This window comes from Bacteroides sp. HF-4919, assembly GCF_018860125.1.
This window is the reverse complement of record NZ_JAHKNF010000009.1, coordinates 244,891-263,160: the sequence shown is the minus strand read 5'-3', so window position 1 is coordinate 263,160 and position 18,270 is coordinate 244,891. Positions and strand designations below refer to the sequence as shown.

14 protein-coding genes and 2 pseudogenes are annotated in these 18,270 nt (G+C 45.2%); 13 read left to right on the top strand and 3 right to left on the bottom strand.

Features of this window, described 5'->3' with window-relative positions; all coding sequences use genetic code 11:
* The first annotated feature begins 26 nt into the window (after positions 1–26).
* A complete protein-coding gene (locus tag KO473_RS16590) occupies positions 27–3,275 on the top strand; it encodes a fimbrial protein (RefSeq protein WP_005823184.1) in 3,249 nt (1,082 codons plus the stop codon).
* A gap of 210 nt (positions 3,276–3,485) precedes the next feature.
* Positions 3,486–4,319 (top strand): RteC domain-containing protein, encoded by an 834-nt coding sequence (locus tag KO473_RS16585; protein ID WP_005823182.1) that lies wholly within the window; start codon positions 3,486–3,488, stop codon positions 4,317–4,319.
* 509 nt (positions 4,320–4,828) lie between these two features.
* On the opposite strand, the gene KO473_RS16580 is transcribed toward KO473_RS16585, so the two are convergent.
* The gene (locus KO473_RS16580) at positions 4,829–4,975 is read right to left on the bottom strand and encodes a hypothetical protein (RefSeq protein ID WP_157195918.1); all 147 of its coding nucleotides are present in this window, start codon (positions 4,973–4,975) and stop codon (positions 4,829–4,831) included.
* Positions 4,976–5,134: 159 nt separating this feature from the next.
* Between KO473_RS16580 and KO473_RS16575 the strand changes: the two genes are divergently transcribed.
* Positions 5,135–5,551: a hypothetical protein gene (locus KO473_RS16575; protein WP_005823178.1), complete on the top strand. Its 417-nt coding sequence runs from the start codon at positions 5,135–5,137 to the stop codon at positions 5,549–5,551.
* 422 nt (positions 5,552–5,973) lie between these two features.
* Complete coding sequence (locus tag KO473_RS16570) at positions 5,974–6,828, top strand: AraC family transcriptional regulator (protein WP_122130385.1); 855 nt, start codon at positions 5,974–5,976, stop codon at positions 6,826–6,828.
* Between the two features lie 1,079 nt (positions 6,829–7,907).
* Here the strand turns inward: KO473_RS16570 and KO473_RS23505 are convergent.
* A pseudogene (locus KO473_RS23505) lies at positions 7,908–8,238 on the bottom strand (hypothetical protein); the annotation flags it as partial.
* Positions 8,239–8,750: 512 nt separating this feature from the next.
* Between KO473_RS23505 and KO473_RS16560 the strand changes: the two are divergent.
* From KO473_RS16560 to KO473_RS16545, 4 genes and pseudogenes are all read left to right on the top strand, one after another.
* A complete protein-coding gene (locus tag KO473_RS16560; RefSeq protein WP_122130386.1) occupies positions 8,751–11,396 on the top strand; it encodes a fimbrillin family protein in 2,646 nt (881 codons plus the stop codon).
* Positions 11,397–11,812: 416 nt separating this feature from the next.
* Positions 11,813–12,057 (top strand): annotated as a pseudogene (locus tag KO473_RS23500) (chromosome partitioning protein ParB); the annotation flags it as partial.
* Positions 12,058–12,135: 78 nt separating this feature from the next.
* Complete coding sequence (locus KO473_RS16550) at positions 12,136–12,417, top strand: hypothetical protein (RefSeq protein WP_032537649.1); 282 nt, start codon at positions 12,136–12,138, stop codon at positions 12,415–12,417.
* 10 nt (positions 12,418–12,427) lie between these two features.
* Positions 12,428–12,925: a RagB/SusD family nutrient uptake outer membrane protein gene (locus tag KO473_RS16545; protein ID WP_005823172.1), complete on the top strand. Its 498-nt coding sequence runs from the start codon at positions 12,428–12,430 to the stop codon at positions 12,923–12,925.
* 870 nt (positions 12,926–13,795) lie between these two features.
* Here the strand turns inward: KO473_RS16545 and yfcE are convergent.
* Positions 13,796–14,335 (bottom strand): phosphodiesterase, encoded by a 540-nt coding sequence (gene yfcE / locus KO473_RS16540; protein WP_172680753.1) that lies wholly within the window; start codon positions 14,333–14,335, stop codon positions 13,796–13,798.
* Positions 14,336–14,619: 284 nt separating this feature from the next.
* Between yfcE and KO473_RS16535 the strand changes: the two genes are divergently transcribed.
* The 5 genes from KO473_RS16535 to KO473_RS16515 all read left to right on the top strand — a co-directional run bounded on the left by KO473_RS16535 (position 14,620) and on the right by KO473_RS16515 (position 18,003).
* Entirely contained in the window at positions 14,620–15,555 is a 936-nt protein-coding gene (locus tag KO473_RS16535) for an amidoligase family protein (protein WP_005805208.1), read from the top strand.
* Positions 15,552–15,782, top strand: coding sequence for a hypothetical protein (locus tag KO473_RS16530; RefSeq protein ID WP_122130387.1), 231 nt, complete (start codon positions 15,552–15,554; stop codon positions 15,780–15,782). The genes KO473_RS16535 and KO473_RS16530 overlap by 4 nt, the downstream gene beginning before the upstream one ends.
* Positions 15,783–16,032: 250 nt before the next feature.
* On the top strand, positions 16,033–16,812 hold the full coding sequence (locus KO473_RS16525; RefSeq protein ID WP_005805204.1) for a ParA family protein: 780 nt from the start codon (positions 16,033–16,035) through the stop codon (positions 16,810–16,812).
* An 11-nt stretch (positions 16,813–16,823) separates the two neighbouring features.
* Positions 16,824–17,237 (top strand): DUF3408 domain-containing protein, encoded by a 414-nt coding sequence (locus KO473_RS16520; protein ID WP_005805202.1) that lies wholly within the window; start codon positions 16,824–16,826, stop codon positions 17,235–17,237.
* A 4-nt stretch (positions 17,238–17,241) separates the two neighbouring features.
* Positions 17,242–18,003, top strand: a complete 762-nt coding sequence (locus tag KO473_RS16515) for a hypothetical protein (RefSeq protein ID WP_005805200.1) — start codon at positions 17,242–17,244, stop codon at positions 18,001–18,003.
* The last annotated feature ends 267 nt before the right edge of the window (positions 18,004–18,270 follow it).

The window sequence follows — 18,270 nt, the reverse complement described above, 5'->3', positions numbered from 1 at the left end:
TTTGTCATTATAAATTTTTATTATATATGAAAGCATATAGGCTGAAAATAACTTGTTTCATTCTTTTGTTACTGCCCGTTCTTACCTGCTGTACGGACGAGGAGCTGCTTCGGGGCAGCGGTGTCCCGGAAGGCGTGCCCACGACGGTAGACATCAGCGTGGGTACGGCAGCCAACAGGGCCAAGACACGTTCGGGCCTGCCGGAAGGCGAGGAGAGAAAGATATACAACCTTTACCTGTGGGTTTTCGATTCCCGCGGCGGCGTGGAGTTCTCCCGGGAGTATCCCCGTGCGGAGCTTTATCAGGCCGCTGCTGCCTTGGAAACGGCAACCGGCGAGAAGGACACGGATGCACCCACGAGCATGGGATTGCTGAAAAACATCCCCATTACCTCGGGAGAGAAGACGCTGGTCCTGCTGGCGAACTATAAATCGGATGGTGACGGGCTGTTTCAGGTAGAGCCCGGGATCCTGGCTGGCGTGTCGTCCCTTTCGGACATTCAGAGGGTCAAGGCGGAGATGACCGCCCGTACCCTGTTCCGACCGAACGGGAACCTGCTGATGTCAGTTACCAAGACGGAGGAGATCAGTCCCGACACCAGGCGCCTCGAGGTCTCCCTGAAACGTGCGGAGGCGAAAATCACGGTCAACCTGAAAACCGGGGAGGGGCTCACGTTCGTGCCCGGGACATGGAGAGTCGGTAACGTGCCGGCTTCGACCTTTGTCACCGAGCATGTCAAGGGCAGTGACGCCGGGGCTCCCTGGGATGCCGGCGGGATGGAGATGGATTCGTACTGGTTGTCCGAATTATTCCAGTTCGAGGGCGACGCTACTACTACTACTACGTTTTACCTTCCGGAGAACCGGAAATTGGCAAAAAAAATGATAACTCCCGCCTCTCCCGGTTACAATGCGGAGAGGAAGGGGTATGACCTGCGGCAGAAACAAGTGAAGTCTCCCGTTCCCGATGCTACGGAGAAGCCGAACGTGCAGAACGGAGCTACAGAATACGCTCCGGATCTGGCTCCCTACATCGAGTTCACGGGTGAGTTACGCCAGGATATGACAACCGGTGAAGTCTCAACGGAGCGTTTCGGGAGGGTGACCTACCGCGTTTATCTGGGATACACGGCGGAGAATGATCCGGTCAACGATTATGATATAGAACGTAACGTGCACTATACCTATAACGTGACGATCAAGGGGATGAACGACCTGGTAGTGGAGGCGATGTCCGACAAGGACCGGGAAGAGGAGCCCGCTCCCGGGGTGGAAGGCCTTGTATATGACGCTCACCGCTCCTTCAGTTTTGACTGCCATTATGAACAGGGCCTGATGCGTTTCAACAAGGACGAGCTTGCCATCTTCAGTCCGGATGGCAGTTTGAAGGACGACGCGATGATCTCCTTTGCCATACGCACCCCGTTCTGTGACAAGATAGTCTCTTACACGAGGGCGGAGCTGGAACAGCTGGAGGATAACGGATACGTTCCTTCAGGGGAGAAGAAGGCAGACACTGGTTGGCTCGCGTTCTTCATCCACCCGAGCACCCTGTCTGACAATGGAAACGAAACCATGGAATATTACTCCAACACGGGGGCGCATCTGCTTTCGCTGGAACAGTTTCTTTACCGACTTGTCAAAGAGCCCGATTATGTATTTAATGCCTCCACGGGGCTTTGCAAGGTGACGGTTTACGCCAACGAGTATTTCTACGAGCGGAACCCCATGCAGGATGGCGCCCCCGAGGACAAGAACTTGTGGAAAACCTTTGCCAACGCCCCGGATCGGACTTTCGACCTGCTGGTGAACACGTCGCATGAAATCTCCCCCGACGGGCAGTCACGTTATCACCAGGCTGTCGTTTCCATCCGTCAGATGTCCATCAAGACGGTGTTTACGGAGGGACCCGAAGGCATGCGTGTCTGGGGGGTGGAAAACGTGAACGAGACACCGGACCTGGACTTTATGGTGAAGGCTCCGGGAGAACCGGATGCTTTTTATAATAAATATACATCCAACGGCTGGTCGAATACCTGGAAGGTGATGGCAAGGTCGGGCGACTTCAGTCAAGAGGTCATGATTGACCCGATGAGAAGAAGTAAACAAGACCAGTTATGGCAGGTCATGACGAAGGTGGACAACGCGAAGCTGACTCTCAGCAGAGACCATTATAATTTGGCAGCCAAGAATTACCACGCCGAATATGCCTGTTTCACCCCGTTTTTACGGAACCGGGATGATAACCGTGATGGCCGGATGCAGGCCGCCGAGATGAAGTGGTATATTCCTTCGGTGAGCGAGAGCGGTATGCTTATCGTGGGGGAACGGGCGTTGCCGTTACATTCCAGGCTGCACGGGCACGCCCCCTCGGACAACGCCACAGCATTTTATATGTCAAGAGCCTTTATGGCAAGTACAAACCTTTCTTTATACTCTTCCAACCCCTATATTTGTATCTTGGAGTCCCGCAGCGTGACTCCCATCGCAAACTTTGATTATTACAAGGGAGGGAACTCACCCGGGGACCGCATCCCCTACTCGGAAGTGAGGTTGATCAGGGATCTGGGGATGCTGGAGTCTGGGGAAGAAAGCTATCACATCGAGGAGTTGGGCAAGGAACTGAACAAGTCTCTTGTCAATAACAGGACGAAAGAGGAATATCTGGTCTTTAGGGCAGATAACCTGCCATACAGCATGACGCGTGGAGTAAGAGCCATTTACGAGTTGCCCGCGCATGATGAGGACTCCCAGAGCAACACCATTTACAAGAACGGGTTTGAGGTGGCCAAGTATATCGCCAATAAGATAGATAAGCCCAAGGATTTGAATAATCCTGACAGGAAGAGCGAGTATTACTTACAGGATTGGAGCACGCTGATGGCGGACATCGAACAGGGAAACAGCCCGTGCGCCTATTATTACCAGGAGGCGGACAAGAGCGACCTGGGAACCTGGCGGGTGCCCAACGAGGTGGAATTGATCATCATGTGCGGGGGCCTGTTCGACTGGCATAACCCTGAGAAAAAGGAGGTTTACGAATTCGGTAATGACCTTCCTTCTCTGGGAGTAGTAGGGTCTGAAGTTCTCCATTCTCGGACGGGATTTTCCAAGCGTAGCATGAACGGGGCAAGATCGTTCAGTGCCGGCTACCAGATGTATCTCCATGGTTATCTCCGATGGGTCACGACCGTGGATACCCAGTGGGCGGGTGACAATGACAGGCTTGTGAATAACAGGAAGGGATACGTGCGTTGCGTGAGGGACCTTGAATAGTCTGGTCCCGGGGATTGGGGAAGGAATTTCCCAGTTTTGCAGGTGTGACCGGAGGAAGCCGTATCATGGCTTTTCTCCGGTCTTTTCGATATGAGGAAAAGTTTTTCATCGTAAAGGGCCGAAAGGAAAACCTGCGATCGAATCAAGAGAGGCATAAAAATAAATCGGGTAGCGTGAAGGTACTCATGTGCCCCATAATTAAGGAATAACATGATAGAAACGTACTTTAACAACTTGATGCAGGAGGTCGAACGTAAGATGGGCATCGAATCTTCCCGTATGGAGGGAGAGCAAGTGATACGGACTTGTCAGGAGATGGTTTCTTTTTTGAGGGAGCGATCCCGTGAGTTGAAGGACTATGTCCTGAACCACCCATTCTCCAACGTGGAAGAGGAAATCTGCTTTTTCAAGTATTACAAGCCTGCCCTAACGGGACGCCTGCTGTATTATTACCGGGTATACCAGATCGAGAGCGGTTGTTCATGTTGCCCGGAGATTGCCCGGATGCATTACCGCAAGGCTATGAAAGAATACCAGTGGAAACTGGAACGATACCTTCCCTTTTACCAGTATTACCGGAGCGGGGCGACTTACCGGGACCATTACTATTTCCGCCGTGCCAAAAAGGAGCTGAGCCCGGAAAGCGGAAGTTTTATGCTGGAGGAGGATTCGGTGATGTCAACCGGTTATGACTTGTTGGCCGCAAGACTGATAGTGGCGGAAATGTTACTTGGTTATCTGAACCGGAAAGTGCTGCTGGCAATGGAGGGGGCGTATGCCGTGCAGGAAAAGGAGCACCATTGGACGGACCGGAAGGCGGCTGCCGTGGAACTGATATATGGCATTTGGGCGATGGGTAGCGTGGATAACGGGAGGGTGAGCATTGTCGAGCTCGTGATGCTGTTCGAACAAATGTTCCATATTGACCTGGGAGACGTGTACCACACGTTTATCTCCATGCGTAACCGGAAGAACAGCCGGACAGCTTACCTTGATCAAATGAAGGAACGTTTGTTGAAACGAATGGACGAAACGGACGGATAACCTTTTGTAAAACAAGGAAGAGACTGGCAGGTTCATAGCAAGTTGCCAAATCACCTTTCCCGATACGCCATTTGGTGAAAATACAGTATATAGCCACCGTAGAGAGCCCGAATAAGGTTCCGCGGCGTTTTTTTATGGAAAAGTGTAATATGTTTATGGATACATTTTTGGTATTTTTTATTTACACAAAAAAACAATATTCCGCCTTCCAATGCGGCATCATTCGACAGCTTCCTTACCATCAAGAAAAATTATGCAATGCTCGTACGTTTTGAAACCGTAACTTAGTCACAAAGCAGACTAAAAGGAAGTGAGGAATAGCGCTACCATCCAACTAAAGAAGTCATAGCAGCGAAGATGATTCATCACTCCGTCTTGTTCATGTTTGTGCCCTATCAAATTTGTCGATGTTTTTTCAATTGCTCGGCTTGTTTATTGAGCAAGTTGCTTATTTCACTCTCCTGCTTGTCCCTGCATCAGCATATAGGGTATTTCATACTGTTGTCCTGTTAATATTGCCATGCATTCAGTTCAAGAGTATGAAAGCGTAACAGAGAAGCAACATTGCAGGAAGGAGCAATACCAAACCTTTGCTTGATTGAAATTAGGTAACGGGCTGTTACGCCGATAAGCTCAGCGATGCAGAATATTGTCATTAAGATAGTTGTTATTTGCCCCCCTGAAATATTATTTTTCGACAATACTTATTTATTTTATAAAAGAAATAAATTGGTAAATGATAGATCTAAAATGATAATTGGATTTCATTACAAATTGCTTTTATTTGCAAAATAATTTGCTATTTTATTAATATTATGAGAACATTTTATTTAGGGATGGCTGGTGGAAAAGTTTTGTCTCGTGCCTGTTTTTCACTGCTCGTCATCAATAATATTTACCTTTCTTCTTGTAAGGATGATTTGGATCGGGGACGTATTTCCGCAAACATATTTTTTACTCCTGAAATACGTGCCTACTGGGATCTATTGATCCGTTCCATGGCCAGCACAGAGGTAGCACAGGGCAGTGTCGCTTCTTTACAAGGTGATTATCTTCTCTTTTTATCTTTACACCTTATATACCGCAGTATCACTGTTCCCTCAATAGCCAGAGAGGAGGAGGCAACGGGTCGGAAGACTCGTGTCACGTCTGTAACGACAAACAATATACACGATTATTTTAGGGTACTGGCTTATGCTTACACAAGTAGTTGGAGCGAGAACCAACCCTAAGCTATTTCTACAATGCTATTGCCAGCAAGTCCCCGGTAGCAACTATACGCTTTCGTTTAAAGCAAGAGTACATAATGAACTGAAACTCCCTTTTGGAGAGTTCATAGTCTTTTGACTAAGGGCGTATAATCTGGGAAAATACAAATTGTATATTTAAAAAAAGTATAATGTCCCTGTAGGAAATATTCGTTTTTATATGTGGAATTCTTCCACATATGTGTTGTTCTATTCCACATGCAGCTCTGTTGTTTTTAGATAATAATCCACTGATTTACAATATGTTACATTTTATTGATCTTTGCATAACGTTTTGGCACGCATTTTATTCTATGATTTAATGCGGAATAGAAATAAAAAATAGAAACAGATATTGATTATACAATAAGATATAAATAATAATATTTTATAAATAAAAATATACTATGTCTCTTTTTTATTTGAATGAACATACGTCCTGTTATAATTATTCAAATTTTATAGAGGAAGGATTTCGCTATTATAAATTTGATAAAGGAATAAACTATGAAGAACGACTGATAAAAGATTGTATTTTGTTTGTTCTGAAAGGAAATCTGCAGTTCTTGTATAACGAATTTGAGTTCACAGTTTCAGAGGGGAATATGTTCTTTTGGAGCCGTGATAGCCTCTTCAACATGTATTCGTCGGAAGAAAGTGAAGTTGTTGTCGCCCTATTTGAAGGAGGTATATCGCCCTGCCAAAAAGCTTCTTTTGCAGATCTGTTCCATTTAAAGAAAATTATCAAATATCACATGGAATCTCTTGTAATAAGGGACGAGTTACGAAAATTTCTTGAACTTCTGGTTTGTTATCTGGAAGACGGAGCAAACTGTATACACTTTCATGAGACTAAGCTCAAAGAACTGTTTTGGAACATTCGTTTTTATTATTCTAGGGAGGAACAGGCAAACTTCTTCTACACAATTATCGGTCGATCCCAGGATTTAAGAAATAAGGTTCTGAACAATTACAAAGAATGCAGTACCGTAAAGGAACTGGCATCGTTGTGTGGGATCTCTCTTCCTGCTTTTAAAAGGCAATTCATTGCGGAATTTGGGGAAACACCGAGCAAATGGATGAAGATGCAATTATTAGGAGAAATTAAATATAGACTCTCGGTTACAGATTTGTTGTTAGGGAGCATTGCCGATGAATTCGACTTTGCTTCTTTGGCTCATTTTTCCAGATATTGTAAAAGATATCTGGGATGTCCTCCTAAAGAATGGAGAGAACAAATAAATAGACGTACAGAGAACTGATTTTAGGAGAGTTTTCCAGATACTGTTTATGTGATGAATCGATTCGGATTGTCCAATGAGATTTCTGACTGTGTTATCCGTACTTTTTCTGCTTTATATGTCTGTTTTTTACATGTTATGTGATGCTATTTATGAAAAAGTTTTTTAGTTGGGTCTGAATCGTAGTTTCTATGATGCACAAAATAAATTTTTGACTTTATGGTTGATAGTCAGAGTAAGATTTTGTTTAGATGCTCTGTCTTTTATCTTTTATAGTTACAAAAAGTTTCATTATTCATCAAATTGTCAGAGGCTTGTATTTTTATCGGGTTCGTATGAAACTAAATCCGATTCTATTATGAAAATACAATTATCTTTATTGGCAATCGTCTTGTTTATGGGGTTTACTGCGCAGGCTCAGGAATCAAATGAACGTTAGATTTAAGTAGCTGAAAACATCCGAAGTGGAAATCGTACCGGACAAAATCCATTATCTCATCGAGATTCGAGAATATTCCGGAAGAGAGTTTGGCGGGAAATCTAAATCGGAAAAATACTGTACCAAAGTAGCATTGAGCCGAATTGAACAAGGTTTGATGCAAACGCTAAACTAAGGGGATCCGAAGGACACCATACAGACACAAGAATGCGGTGACTCTTGGCGGTGACTGAGACAAGACTTTTTAGTGGCTAAGAGTTTGACATTACACTGACAGATTTCAATCAGATAGATGAAGTACTCAAGCTGATAAACACGAAAGGGATCAACATCATGTGCATAGGTGATAAAAACAAAGCTATGTCGATGTACCACCCAAAAGGAAAGATCGAAGCATTAAAGGCGGCGTAACTGAAAGCGACTTACCTAATAGAGGCATTGGGCAAGAAATTAGGACATGTGAGATACATTGTGAAAGAAGAGAGCAGTATCATTTTCTCTTTTGCACAAAGCAATGTCAATGTCTCATCCTCCGATGCGGCATCGTTGGCAATTTCCGTACTATTAAGAAGAATTCCTCAATACTTGTGCGTTTTGAGATGTAGATTAGCCATAAAGCATCTCAAAAGACGTGGACGAATAGTGTTGTCGCCCAACTAAATCAGCCGAAACGGGGAATATGGTTCATTACTTCAGCTTTTCCTGTCCATGGCTTGGCGCACCTACCGATTTCCTTTTTCAACCGCTCGGCCTGTTCATTGAGCAGCCTTGTACGTTTCAAGACTTCCCTCCTATTTCCTGCTACAGTACTCAAAATCGATCACAGAATCGGTCCGGTTCCAGATAAATCCGTTATCCCTCTGTCGGTTGAATTTGTTTTCCAGTTTATCCAAGCTTTCTTCCTCTGCTTTTCTCCGCATCAACAAATAACAGTATTTCATAGCGTTATCTTGCAATTGCTGCATGTATTCAGTCAAACGAATATCTAAGAACGAGAAATTAAACGGTGATCTAACAGGCCAAAAAGAGCAATCCACAACCGATATATTTTGCTGTCAATTGGCATCGTTTTATCTTGCTTTAGACATATATACAAAAAGGAGTAAACCTATAAATCCAAATACTTGCAAAAATTATAGAAATAGCAAATCAACATTGCAGTTGGATCAAAATCACTTGCTCCTCATTAAATGCTCTTTCTTTTACTTTCTATATATTATATAAAAGATAATGAATACATCAACAAGTCCTGCAGTATGTAATATACTGTCATTCGAATGGTTATCGACTGTTTCCCTAAAATGTCATCTATCGGCAACGATTCTTCGTTTTATAAAGATATATGTAAATGGCAAATAATAGAATCAAATTGATAATCAATTCAATTATTAATTATTTTTCTTTGCAAAATCATTTCTATGATGTTATAGAGAATAAAATAGTAAATTAATTATCAATGTTTTACGGATCACCTTGCAAACTTAAAATATGTAATTTTGATATTATGAGAACATTTCGTTTAGGCGTATTTCTTGGGGGAAAGGTTTTGCCCCGCGCCTGTTTTTCACTGTTTGTCATCAGTACTATATGTATTTCCTCCTGTGAGGATGATCTGAAACGTGACAAAACTTTCACAAGTATCTCTTTTACCCCGGAGATACAGGCCGGCTGGGGTACACTGGCACGTTCCATGACCGGTACAGACATGCCGCGGGGCAGTGTCTCTCCTTTACAAGGTGGCCGCACGCCCCTTTACCTGCACACCTTATACACCGACAGCATCGCCGTTTCTTCCTTCTCTAAAGGTGAGGATGCCGCTGCCCGGATGACCCGCGCCGCACGAGTGAGTGCAGAGAATATGTACGATCATTTCGGGGTATCGGCCTACGCTTACACGGGGGACTGGGACGAGAGCCGGACAACACCCAGCTATTTCCACAATGCCACAGCCACCAGGTCCGGCAGCGACTATACACTATCTTCCGCCTATTATTGGCCGGGAGCTTCCTACAAGATGAGGTTCTTCGCCTATGCACCCAAAGAGAACGCCCGGTACGTATTTTCCGGCCAGGGGCAGGCCGGCTCCCCCCGTATCAGCGTGACCGTGCCGGAAGAGGTGGGCCAACAGGAGGATCTGCTGGTAGCCCGATCGGCAGAGCTCAATGGCAACAGCAACACGGCCGTTGCGCTGACCTTCAACCATGCCCTGACCGCCGTCAGATTCGTGTGCGGGAATGATATGCGGGGAGGTACGGTCAAGCAGGTCCGTTTGAAAAACGTTTATTCCAAAGGAACCTACAATATGGGGACACAAACCTGGAGCGGTTTGGATACTCCCGCCACCTTCTCACAGACATTGGATAAAGTGACGACAGGAACAGCTGACGAGGCGCTCACGAGTGAGGCGCAGACCTTTATGATGCTGCCCCAGCGGCTTCCTGAGGACGCGCAGATAGAAGTCTTATTCACAGACGACACCCATACGGACCACACTTTAACAGCCGATATAAAAGGGAGTGAGTGGCCGATGGGCAAGACTGTCACCTACAAAATATCCAGTAGTTCCCTCAACTGGACTTACACGCTTGATGTCACTGCCCTGGCCGATTTTACATATACCGGTGGCACACAGCAATATCGTGTTACCAGTTACAGGCAAAACGCCCAGGGGGAAAAAGAGGCTGCCGAATGGACCACGCAATATGCAGAAGACGGAACCACGTGGACAGACACCAAGCCGGTGTGGCTTACCGCATTCACGGCATCCGGTACCGGCGGCGACTCGGCGCAACCTTGTGATGCGACGGTCGAGGCGCAGACCGGCATATCAAATGATTTACATACGGCTGCTTTGAAGGCGGCCACGGCCAAGGGTTCGGAAACCACACCGTACAACCTTTCCAGCAGCACCGGGGGGAGCAGCGTTGAGAACACGGCCAACTGTTACGTGGTCAGCGCTCCCGGTTACTATTCTTTACCGCTGGTATATGGAAATGCGATCAAGAACGCGGCCACGAACGCTTCGGCGTATACCTCCACGGCGACAGGAAACAATATCCTGAATCCTTTCATCAACCATGCCGGGAACGGGATCACGGATCCATACATCAGCGGTAATGGATGTACGCCGGCCAAGGCCGAACTGGTCTGGCAGGATACGATGAACCTGGTTACGGATATAAAATACAATGCCGGTTACAATGGCGGCAATATCTCTTTCAAAGTGGACCGTTCTTCTATCCGGCAAGGCAATGCCGTCATTGCGATCAAGGATGCGAGTGATGCCATCCTCTGGTCCTGGCATGTCTGGGTTACGGACGAAGACATCAACAATGTGATTGAGATAACCAACCATCAAAACGTAAAATATAATTTTATGCCCGTTAATCTGGGACAATGCGACGGTAATACCATTACCTATGAAGAACGGAGTTGCAAGGTAAAATTCACTGCCGGGGACCAGAGTAAGGAAATAACCATCAAGCAGTTGGCGAGGGTAATCGCTACCCAAGACAACAATCCTTACTATGAATGGGGGCGTAAAGACCCCTTCTATCCTTCGAACGGAATGGATAATACAACCAAAATCTGGTATGACAAGGAGGGAATGCCATCTACGGACAATCCTGCGAAGGCAAATCTTTCTACAGGTGCAGCTTGTATCAAGAATTACATTCTTAACCCCAATGTAATGCATGCTACAAATACAGCGGACAAGTTATACCTGAATTTGTGGGCTGCTAATAATAGTTCAGTTTCATTTTCTGCCTCTCCTACTACCAAGACTATTTACGATCCGTGTCCTGTTGGTTTTAGGCTCCCTGCTGCCAATGCTTTTTCTGGATTTACTACAACAGGAGAGTCTGTGGAATCTGTATCTGAAATTAACGGTTTTTATGATGATAATAGAATCGGTTGGCACCTATACACGGATGCCACGAAAATTCGTACCATCTTCTTCCCGCTCTCCGGATGGCGTAATTATGTCAATAGCGCAGTCAAAGGAGTCAAAGATTGGGGGAACTATTGGTATGGAGTTCCATACGATATGCAAGATGCTCAAGGAATGGATATAGGCAAAGAGTACTTAAGGAATAAGAATAAAACCCATCGGGCATTTGCAGGAAATATACGTCCTTGCCAAGACTAAAGAGGAATAATAAGTGAGAGACGGGATATGTTTGGTTGATGTTATATCCCGGTGGGTCTCAAAGTACCCTCCGGGGAATATACTTCTATACCAAGAATAAGGAGGCAGGAAGTTCATAAAAATATCATAAAATGTAAGCCGATGAAACTTACAGTATGCATATTAGAAGGTAATTCCCCGAGCTCTATCAGGCGGTGGGACATATAGTGCTTAGCCCAGCATCCCTGGGGGCGAATAATAACTACCCTTACAAATCCTCTTGGAAGTTTTCATGGTGTGTCCTATATCAGGGAGAAAAGGTCATGACATTCATGCCTGTGGAAAGAAAGATTGGCGGAGGTGACAAAATAGACAATGATTGTGTTTCTTCCGTCAGGGAGAGGAACGGTCACTTATTAAAGCTGCTGACAAGTGTTGTTGCTGTTGTCCGTAAGGACCTGGCTGAACAGATGGCTTCTACTATACGTCATAACCGTACCCGCGGGATGCACAAGATTGAGCTTATGACACGGCTGGTAAGGGAACTTACGTGATCGGGAATGTCGACATGTGGATACGCAGGAACTTGGGTATGGACAAGGATGAGTTGCTTCGTTTGAAGCAGGTATCGGGACTGGCGAAACTGTTCGCCGATAAAGAATTCCGAATGGATGTGGAATAAGCAATCTTACACAGAATATTGGAAATGTGTAGCACTGAAAAATATAGAAGGAGATAAGCGGTTATAATAATTTCATGAATCTACAAGATGGAAATTACAGATTTAATCAAGGAAAGGGAAAGTGTAAATGTGTCAGACATTTATATCTATCTTTATGAAGATGGTCCCGTTGTTTTCGATGTTTCTGCCGTCCACTTGCAGTTATACTTTCCTGAAATGGAGATGGAAAGTGTGCTTTGCAGCGACAGGAGACATCACAAACTCATACGAGGGTTTTCGCTGGAACCAGTGCTGAAACGTTTGGCACAATACCGATGTCTGGTTGACGGCGAGTGTATCAGGGTGATGGAAGTATTGTGATCCTTAGGGCATGGGAAACGTAACCGATGAATTTGTCGAAACAATCAGTCTGAATCCGAACAATACGACTACCGATCGTCATGTCTGGATACTTTTCAGGTATGCAGAGGTATTGTTGAACTATACGGAAGTTTTGGCTTATGGTAATCCAGATTATACTGATAATGCGTTTATGTCATCCCCACGGGCAGCCATCGACAAACTGAGGGCACGTGCCGGAATGCCGGGAGTTGCTTCGGATGATTTTCTTGAACGAATCAGGAATGAACGCCGAGTGGAACTCGCTTTTGAAGGGCACCGATTCTGTGATAGCAGAAGATGGAAAATCGCTCCTCAGACAATGGATATTTATGTGGTGGAGATTGAGAAACAGGACGACAGATTGATTTATTCCCGTCAGTTTGTTGACAAATGTATACGGAGTGACAAGGAGTACCTGTATTCTATACCCAATGAAGAATTACTTAAAAATCCGCTTTTAAACAGAATCTTGGTTGGAAAAAATTAAATGAGTTGAGAAGTTACTTCAATTTTGTTTGTGGTGGCGTCTTTTTTGCGGGCTATTGCCTACTCTTTATGGAATAATATTTTTTACATATCAAATACAGCTTCCCGATTTATCACAATGATATTTATTCATAACAGTAGATAACATGAAATATTATAAAAAAGCAAGTTCCACAATCCTTGCAACCACTCATTGAATAAGATTTTGTAGTTGATATATATGTAATATTTTTACAGATTATATACTCCATAAAAAGTCTTCTGATTTTTTTAAGATGCTAAATTGCTCCTGTTTTTAATGTGGTTGTCTTTCCACTTATAAACATACCGACTCCGGAGGCAAAGGCTGAAATGGTTTGTCGGCGTATTCGCCGTTAAACCGTTCGTTTTCGGTTAAACGAAAACACAACTTGCTGTCCCCTCCACGGGGACAACGTTTTTAAGTAGAACTGTAGATTGCTCCCCTTGATGCCTTCCTCGCGATGGCAACCTCCCCCATTCCGGTCTGTCCATTCGGAGAAGTTGGCAATTTTCACCAACATTGCAGAGCCGGAACGGGGTGTAGTTTCCTGTAATTGTAGAGCGTTCTACAATTCTCCGGTGGTTCAAAGGGGTTTCTTTGGGGATAATTGAATATTCGGAGAACCGGATATTTTGATAACCGGATAATCCGGATAGTATTATATCTGTAGCCTCTTGGAATGTTATACGGTGATAACTGAATAATTGGGGTTTTGTGTATTTTGATAATTGGATAATCGGATATTGATATATTCAGATATTGGGATATTCAGATAATGGATAAACAATTATACAAGACTATATTTATACAAAACTACAATTATAAAAGGCTATCACCATACACTCCCCATCAGAGAGAAAGTTCTTTCAGCTTGCTGCCGTCCAGCCGGTGGACGGATAACGCGCCGTCACAGTAAACAGCGAATGTCGGCACGTTTCCATCCTTCGGGAAAGTGATGGAGCCGGTATTGCAGACCACCGTATGCTCTGTCCGTTCAAGTTTCCACCGGTGTGTGTGACCATAAAAAAGGCAGTCGAACCTTCCCTTCGGCAGTCTGTCCTCATTGTAGATATGTCCGTGGGTGAGAAAGAAACGTTTTCCGTTATCTATCAGCAGGGCGTAATCGGACAGGATGGGAAAGTCCAGCAGCATCTGGTCCACCTCCGAGTCACAGTTCCCACGGATGGCGACAATCTCGTCGGCCATCGCATTGAGGTGTTCTGCGATCCCTTTCGGGTCCAGTCCTTGGGGTATCCCGTTGCGGGGACCATAATTCAGGATGTCTCCCAAAATGCAAAGCATTCCGCACTGCTGCTCCCTGTAAAATGCCAGCACTTGTTCCAGTGCCGGTAACGAGCCATGTATGTCGGACACAATCAGGTATTTCATCATAATCCATTCGGTACGGGTTAAGTTTTCAAAGAACAAAAATAAGCATAATTATCCAGTCTCCCTAATCGGGGGAACGATGAGAAAAGAGACAGCTTCCCTGAACTGTAGATTACTGTATTGCTGTCCTTGTAGATTGCTGCAATGTTATAAACGGATACATTAAATAAGGGTATTTAGCCTTAGTCAAACTAATCTAATAAGCTGACAATAAGGCTTCTAATACTATGATATATGGGTTTATTATGCTACCTTAGTGGTATAATAATAAAGGACAAAAAGCTATGAACGAGCAAGTTAGAAATATCTTAGAACAGAGTACCACCAAGACGAGCAAGATCGAGCAGTTGCTCCGTCTGGGTTTGACACGCAGGGAGATTGCCGATTTGGTGACACGCGGCAACTATGGTTTTGTATATAACGTTGAGAAGAAAATGCTTGAAAGAGAGGGTGGAGTTTTGCAGAACAGAATTGTATCTGTCCTGATGGATTATACCTTCACCCACAAGTTCGGCATTGAGATTGAAGCCTATAACTGTAATATGGAAAGACTGGCACGCGAATTGAGAGAGGCCGGTATCCGAGTTGCCGTTGAGGGGTATAACCACACGACCAGGGATCATTGGAAACTCGTGACAGACAGCAGCTTGCAGGGAAATAATACTTTCGAGCTGGTCAGTCCGATACTGGCAGGTGAGAATGGTCTGAAAGAGCTGGAGACGGTGTGCTGGGTGCTTGACATCTGTGATGCGAAAGTGAATGACAGTTGCGGATTCCATGTCCATATGGATGCGGCTGGGTTCAGTCTGGACACTTGGAAGAATCTGGCTTTGACCTACAAGCATCTCGAACACCTGATTGATGCCTTTATGCCAAGAGCACGCCGGAACAATACCTACTGCAAAAGTCTTTCCGGTGTTTCCGACGAGAGAATTAAAGCGGTCAGGACGATTGACGACCTGCAGGAGGTCTTTAATAATGACCGGTACCACAAGGTTAATTTTGAGGCTTATTCCAGACACCGAACCGTTGAGTTCCGCCAGCATTCCGGCACGACAAACTTCACAAAGATGGAGAATTGGATACGATTCCTGAACGGATTGATTACCTTTGCGAAAAGCTCCAGCCTTCCCAGCCGGATGACATTGGAGGGGTTGCCCTTCCTGAACGGGAAACAGAAATTATTTTTTAAACTTAGAACTAAAAAATTAGCGGTATGATACAGACTTATCATTTGCTGGATGGCGGTCAGATAATCGCCTCCAGCCCGGAAGAGTTCGTCCGGCTGCTCCGGGAGGGGAGCCGGTTCGACTATGATTGTACGGATCAGGAGTATATGGAGAACTTTGCCCGGCGTTACGGGGAACTGCATGACGTGGCAGTTGCTACCGACACCCCTGAACATTTCCTGACGGACTTACAAGCTGTCGGTTACGTCCTGAAGTAACCGGTATCGCTCCTTTATTATTAGTCCCTGCCTCAAACACGAGGTAGGGATTTTTTTCTTTCATTGCAATCTCTTCTGTCTGCCTTGCGGCACTCCCTCCTGTCAATTCCTGACTATCCATGACTATCCGTGACAGGGTATTTCATCTCTTCCCGACATTCCTTTCTTTTGCAGTGTAGAACGGATATACAGTTATAAGCATTACAGTTTTACAGCATTCTATTTTTATCTGATTATAAAAAAACAGCGTATGAAAAAAGAACCGTTATTAATTGCATTCGCCAGCCAGAAAGGAGGAGTCGGAAAGTCTGCCTTCACTGTTCTGGTGGCCAGTATCCTTCATTACCAGAAGGGTCTGAAGGTGGGTGTCGTGGATTGCGACTCCCCCCAGCACAGCATCTCCCGGATGCGTGACCGGGACATAGAAAGCGTACAGGAAAGCGATTTTCTCAAAGTGGCCCTCTATCGGCAACATGAACAAATCCGGAAACGTTCCTATCCGGTAATCAAAAGCAATCCGGAGAAAGCGATAGAAGATCTGTACCGCTACATCGAAGAGCAGGATGCCGCCTTTGATGTCGTACTGTTCGATCTTCCGGGAACCCTCCGCAGCGAAGGGGTTGTTCATACTATTTCCGCAATAGATTACATCTTCATCCCTTTAAAGGCGGACAATGTCGTCATGCAGAGTTCCCTCCAGTTTGCCGAAGTGGTGGAGGAAGAACTGATTGCCAGGCACAACTGCAACCTGAAAGGCATCTATCTTTTCTGGAACATGGTCGATAAGCGTGAACGGAAGGAGACTTACGAGTCCTGGAACCGTGTCATACAGAAGGCGGATTTACACTTGCTGGAATCACAGATACCGGATACCAAACGCTACAACAAGGAGTTGAGTTCTTTGAAGAACAGTATCTTCCGTTCCACATTGTTCCCTCCCGACAACCGCCAGATAAAAGGTTCGGGCCTCTGTGAACTGGTAGATGAGCTATGCGCCGTGACACATCTGGATGATTCCCATACCTTATAATAACAGGAACTATGGACAGCGGAAAAAAGAAATTTGATCCCCGGAGCATTGACGAGAAGACCATATTGGATATCGTCGCCAGGAAAGGGACGATACGACCGGACTCCCCTGCAACAGGTGTATCCTCGAAATCGGAGGATGTGGAAGAGGAAGTTGCCGGGGAGAGTGAAGCTCCCGTCTTTACGGTCAAGGAAATCAATGCTTACAGGGCGTCATTCCTGAATACGGTCAGAACCAAATCCCGTAAATCATTGCATATTGATGCCGACTTGCACCGCCGCATCTCTTCCCTGGTATGGGCGGTAGGACGGGGTGAAGCAACCGTAGCCGGTTTTGTTAACCAGGTGCTGGCGCATCATTTTGAAGAGAACGGCGGATTGATAAACGCCGTACTGGAAAAGTATTACCAATCACTAAAATCATAAGGACATGGAATACCTTTTTATTATCCTGTTCATCTATGCCTCTTACCTGAGTATTGAAAAGTATGTCCATACAGGCAGTATTTTCACATGGAGGGGTAGAAAGGACAAGAACGAACATCCTACGCTTGCCGCCACGCACCCGGAAATCCCTGTGTCTGAAGCGGAGATCATAGGTAAAAGCCGGTATCAAATGCGACAATCACTGACAATAGATGACAATAGCGGACAACCTGAATCAAGCATAGAAAAGAGTGATACCTTTACTCCCGAAAAGGAAACAGAACCGGTTCTTCGAGCGCACGAAACCCTTGAGAACAACACGAAATTCCCGGAAGTTCCGGTTCCTTTTCAAAAACTGAATTATCCTGAAATCGACTATGTGCAGGAGGCTTCCCCTTTTTCCGGTGAAGAAAAAGAAGAGATTCCCGAACGCTATGAAATTACAGGATACGTACAGCGGAGCAATCCCCACCGGGCAACCGGTGTCACCTTTGACGATATGGATATGATTGAGAAAGCAATGGCATCGGACAAGCTTACGGAAACGGAACAGAAACAGGCCCGGCAGACTTTCCGGAAGCTGGAAGGCACGAACATGGAAAGGGTGCTACAGGCGAGTGTCCTGGGAAGCAGCGATAAACTCAAACGGTATATGCGCTTGTATGTGAACCGGGGTGAACCCCATTTATTGACAGGAAAAAACAAGGATGACATTCTCCGGGAATTTGATATTACCGAGCATGTGCCTACAATAGATAGAAAATAAGTAATGAGCAAGAGACCGTATTTTGATTCCGGATGATCCGGGTGTTGTGAGCTTTTAAAATGAAGTGTATAATTTTTAAAACGAACAAGCATGAGAGATTTCTTCGATTCCGGTTGATTCGGGAATAGTGAGTTTTTGAAACGTAGTATATAACCCTTTAAAAAAGTAGATATGACAGGCTTCTATGATTCCGGTTGATTCTTTCCCTATACCGGAGCGAACATTCAAAACAAGTAATTAACCTTTTAAAAACGGAGGTATCTATGA

Coding starts and splice junctions, on each gene's coding strand:
- KO473_RS16590 (WP_005823184.1), top strand. CDS start 27: ATGAAAGCATATAGGCTGAAAATAACTTGTTTCATTCTTTTGTTACTG.
- KO473_RS16585 (WP_005823182.1), top strand. CDS start 3,486: ATGATAGAAACGTACTTTAACAACTTGATGCAGGAGGTCGAACGTAAG.
- KO473_RS16580 (WP_157195918.1), bottom strand. CDS start 4,975: ATGACAATATTCTGCATCGCTGAGCTTATCGGCGTAACAGCCCGTTAC.
- KO473_RS16575 (WP_005823178.1), top strand. CDS start 5,135: ATGAGAACATTTTATTTAGGGATGGCTGGTGGAAAAGTTTTGTCTCGT.
- KO473_RS16570 (WP_122130385.1), top strand. CDS start 5,974: ATGTCTCTTTTTTATTTGAATGAACATACGTCCTGTTATAATTATTCA.
- KO473_RS16560 (WP_122130386.1), top strand. CDS start 8,751: ATGAGAACATTTCGTTTAGGCGTATTTCTTGGGGGAAAGGTTTTGCCC.
- KO473_RS16545 (WP_005823172.1), top strand. CDS start 12,428: ATGGGAAACGTAACCGATGAATTTGTCGAAACAATCAGTCTGAATCCG.
- yfcE (WP_172680753.1), bottom strand. CDS start 14,335: ATGAAATACCTGATTGTGTCCGACATACATGGCTCGTTACCGGCACTG.
- KO473_RS16535 (WP_005805208.1), top strand. CDS start 14,620: ATGAACGAGCAAGTTAGAAATATCTTAGAACAGAGTACCACCAAGACG.
- KO473_RS16530 (WP_122130387.1), top strand. CDS start 15,552: ATGATACAGACTTATCATTTGCTGGATGGCGGTCAGATAATCGCCTCC.
- KO473_RS16525 (WP_005805204.1), top strand. CDS start 16,033: ATGAAAAAAGAACCGTTATTAATTGCATTCGCCAGCCAGAAAGGAGGA.
- KO473_RS16520 (WP_005805202.1), top strand. CDS start 16,824: ATGGACAGCGGAAAAAAGAAATTTGATCCCCGGAGCATTGACGAGAAG.
- KO473_RS16515 (WP_005805200.1), top strand. CDS start 17,242: ATGGAATACCTTTTTATTATCCTGTTCATCTATGCCTCTTACCTGAGT.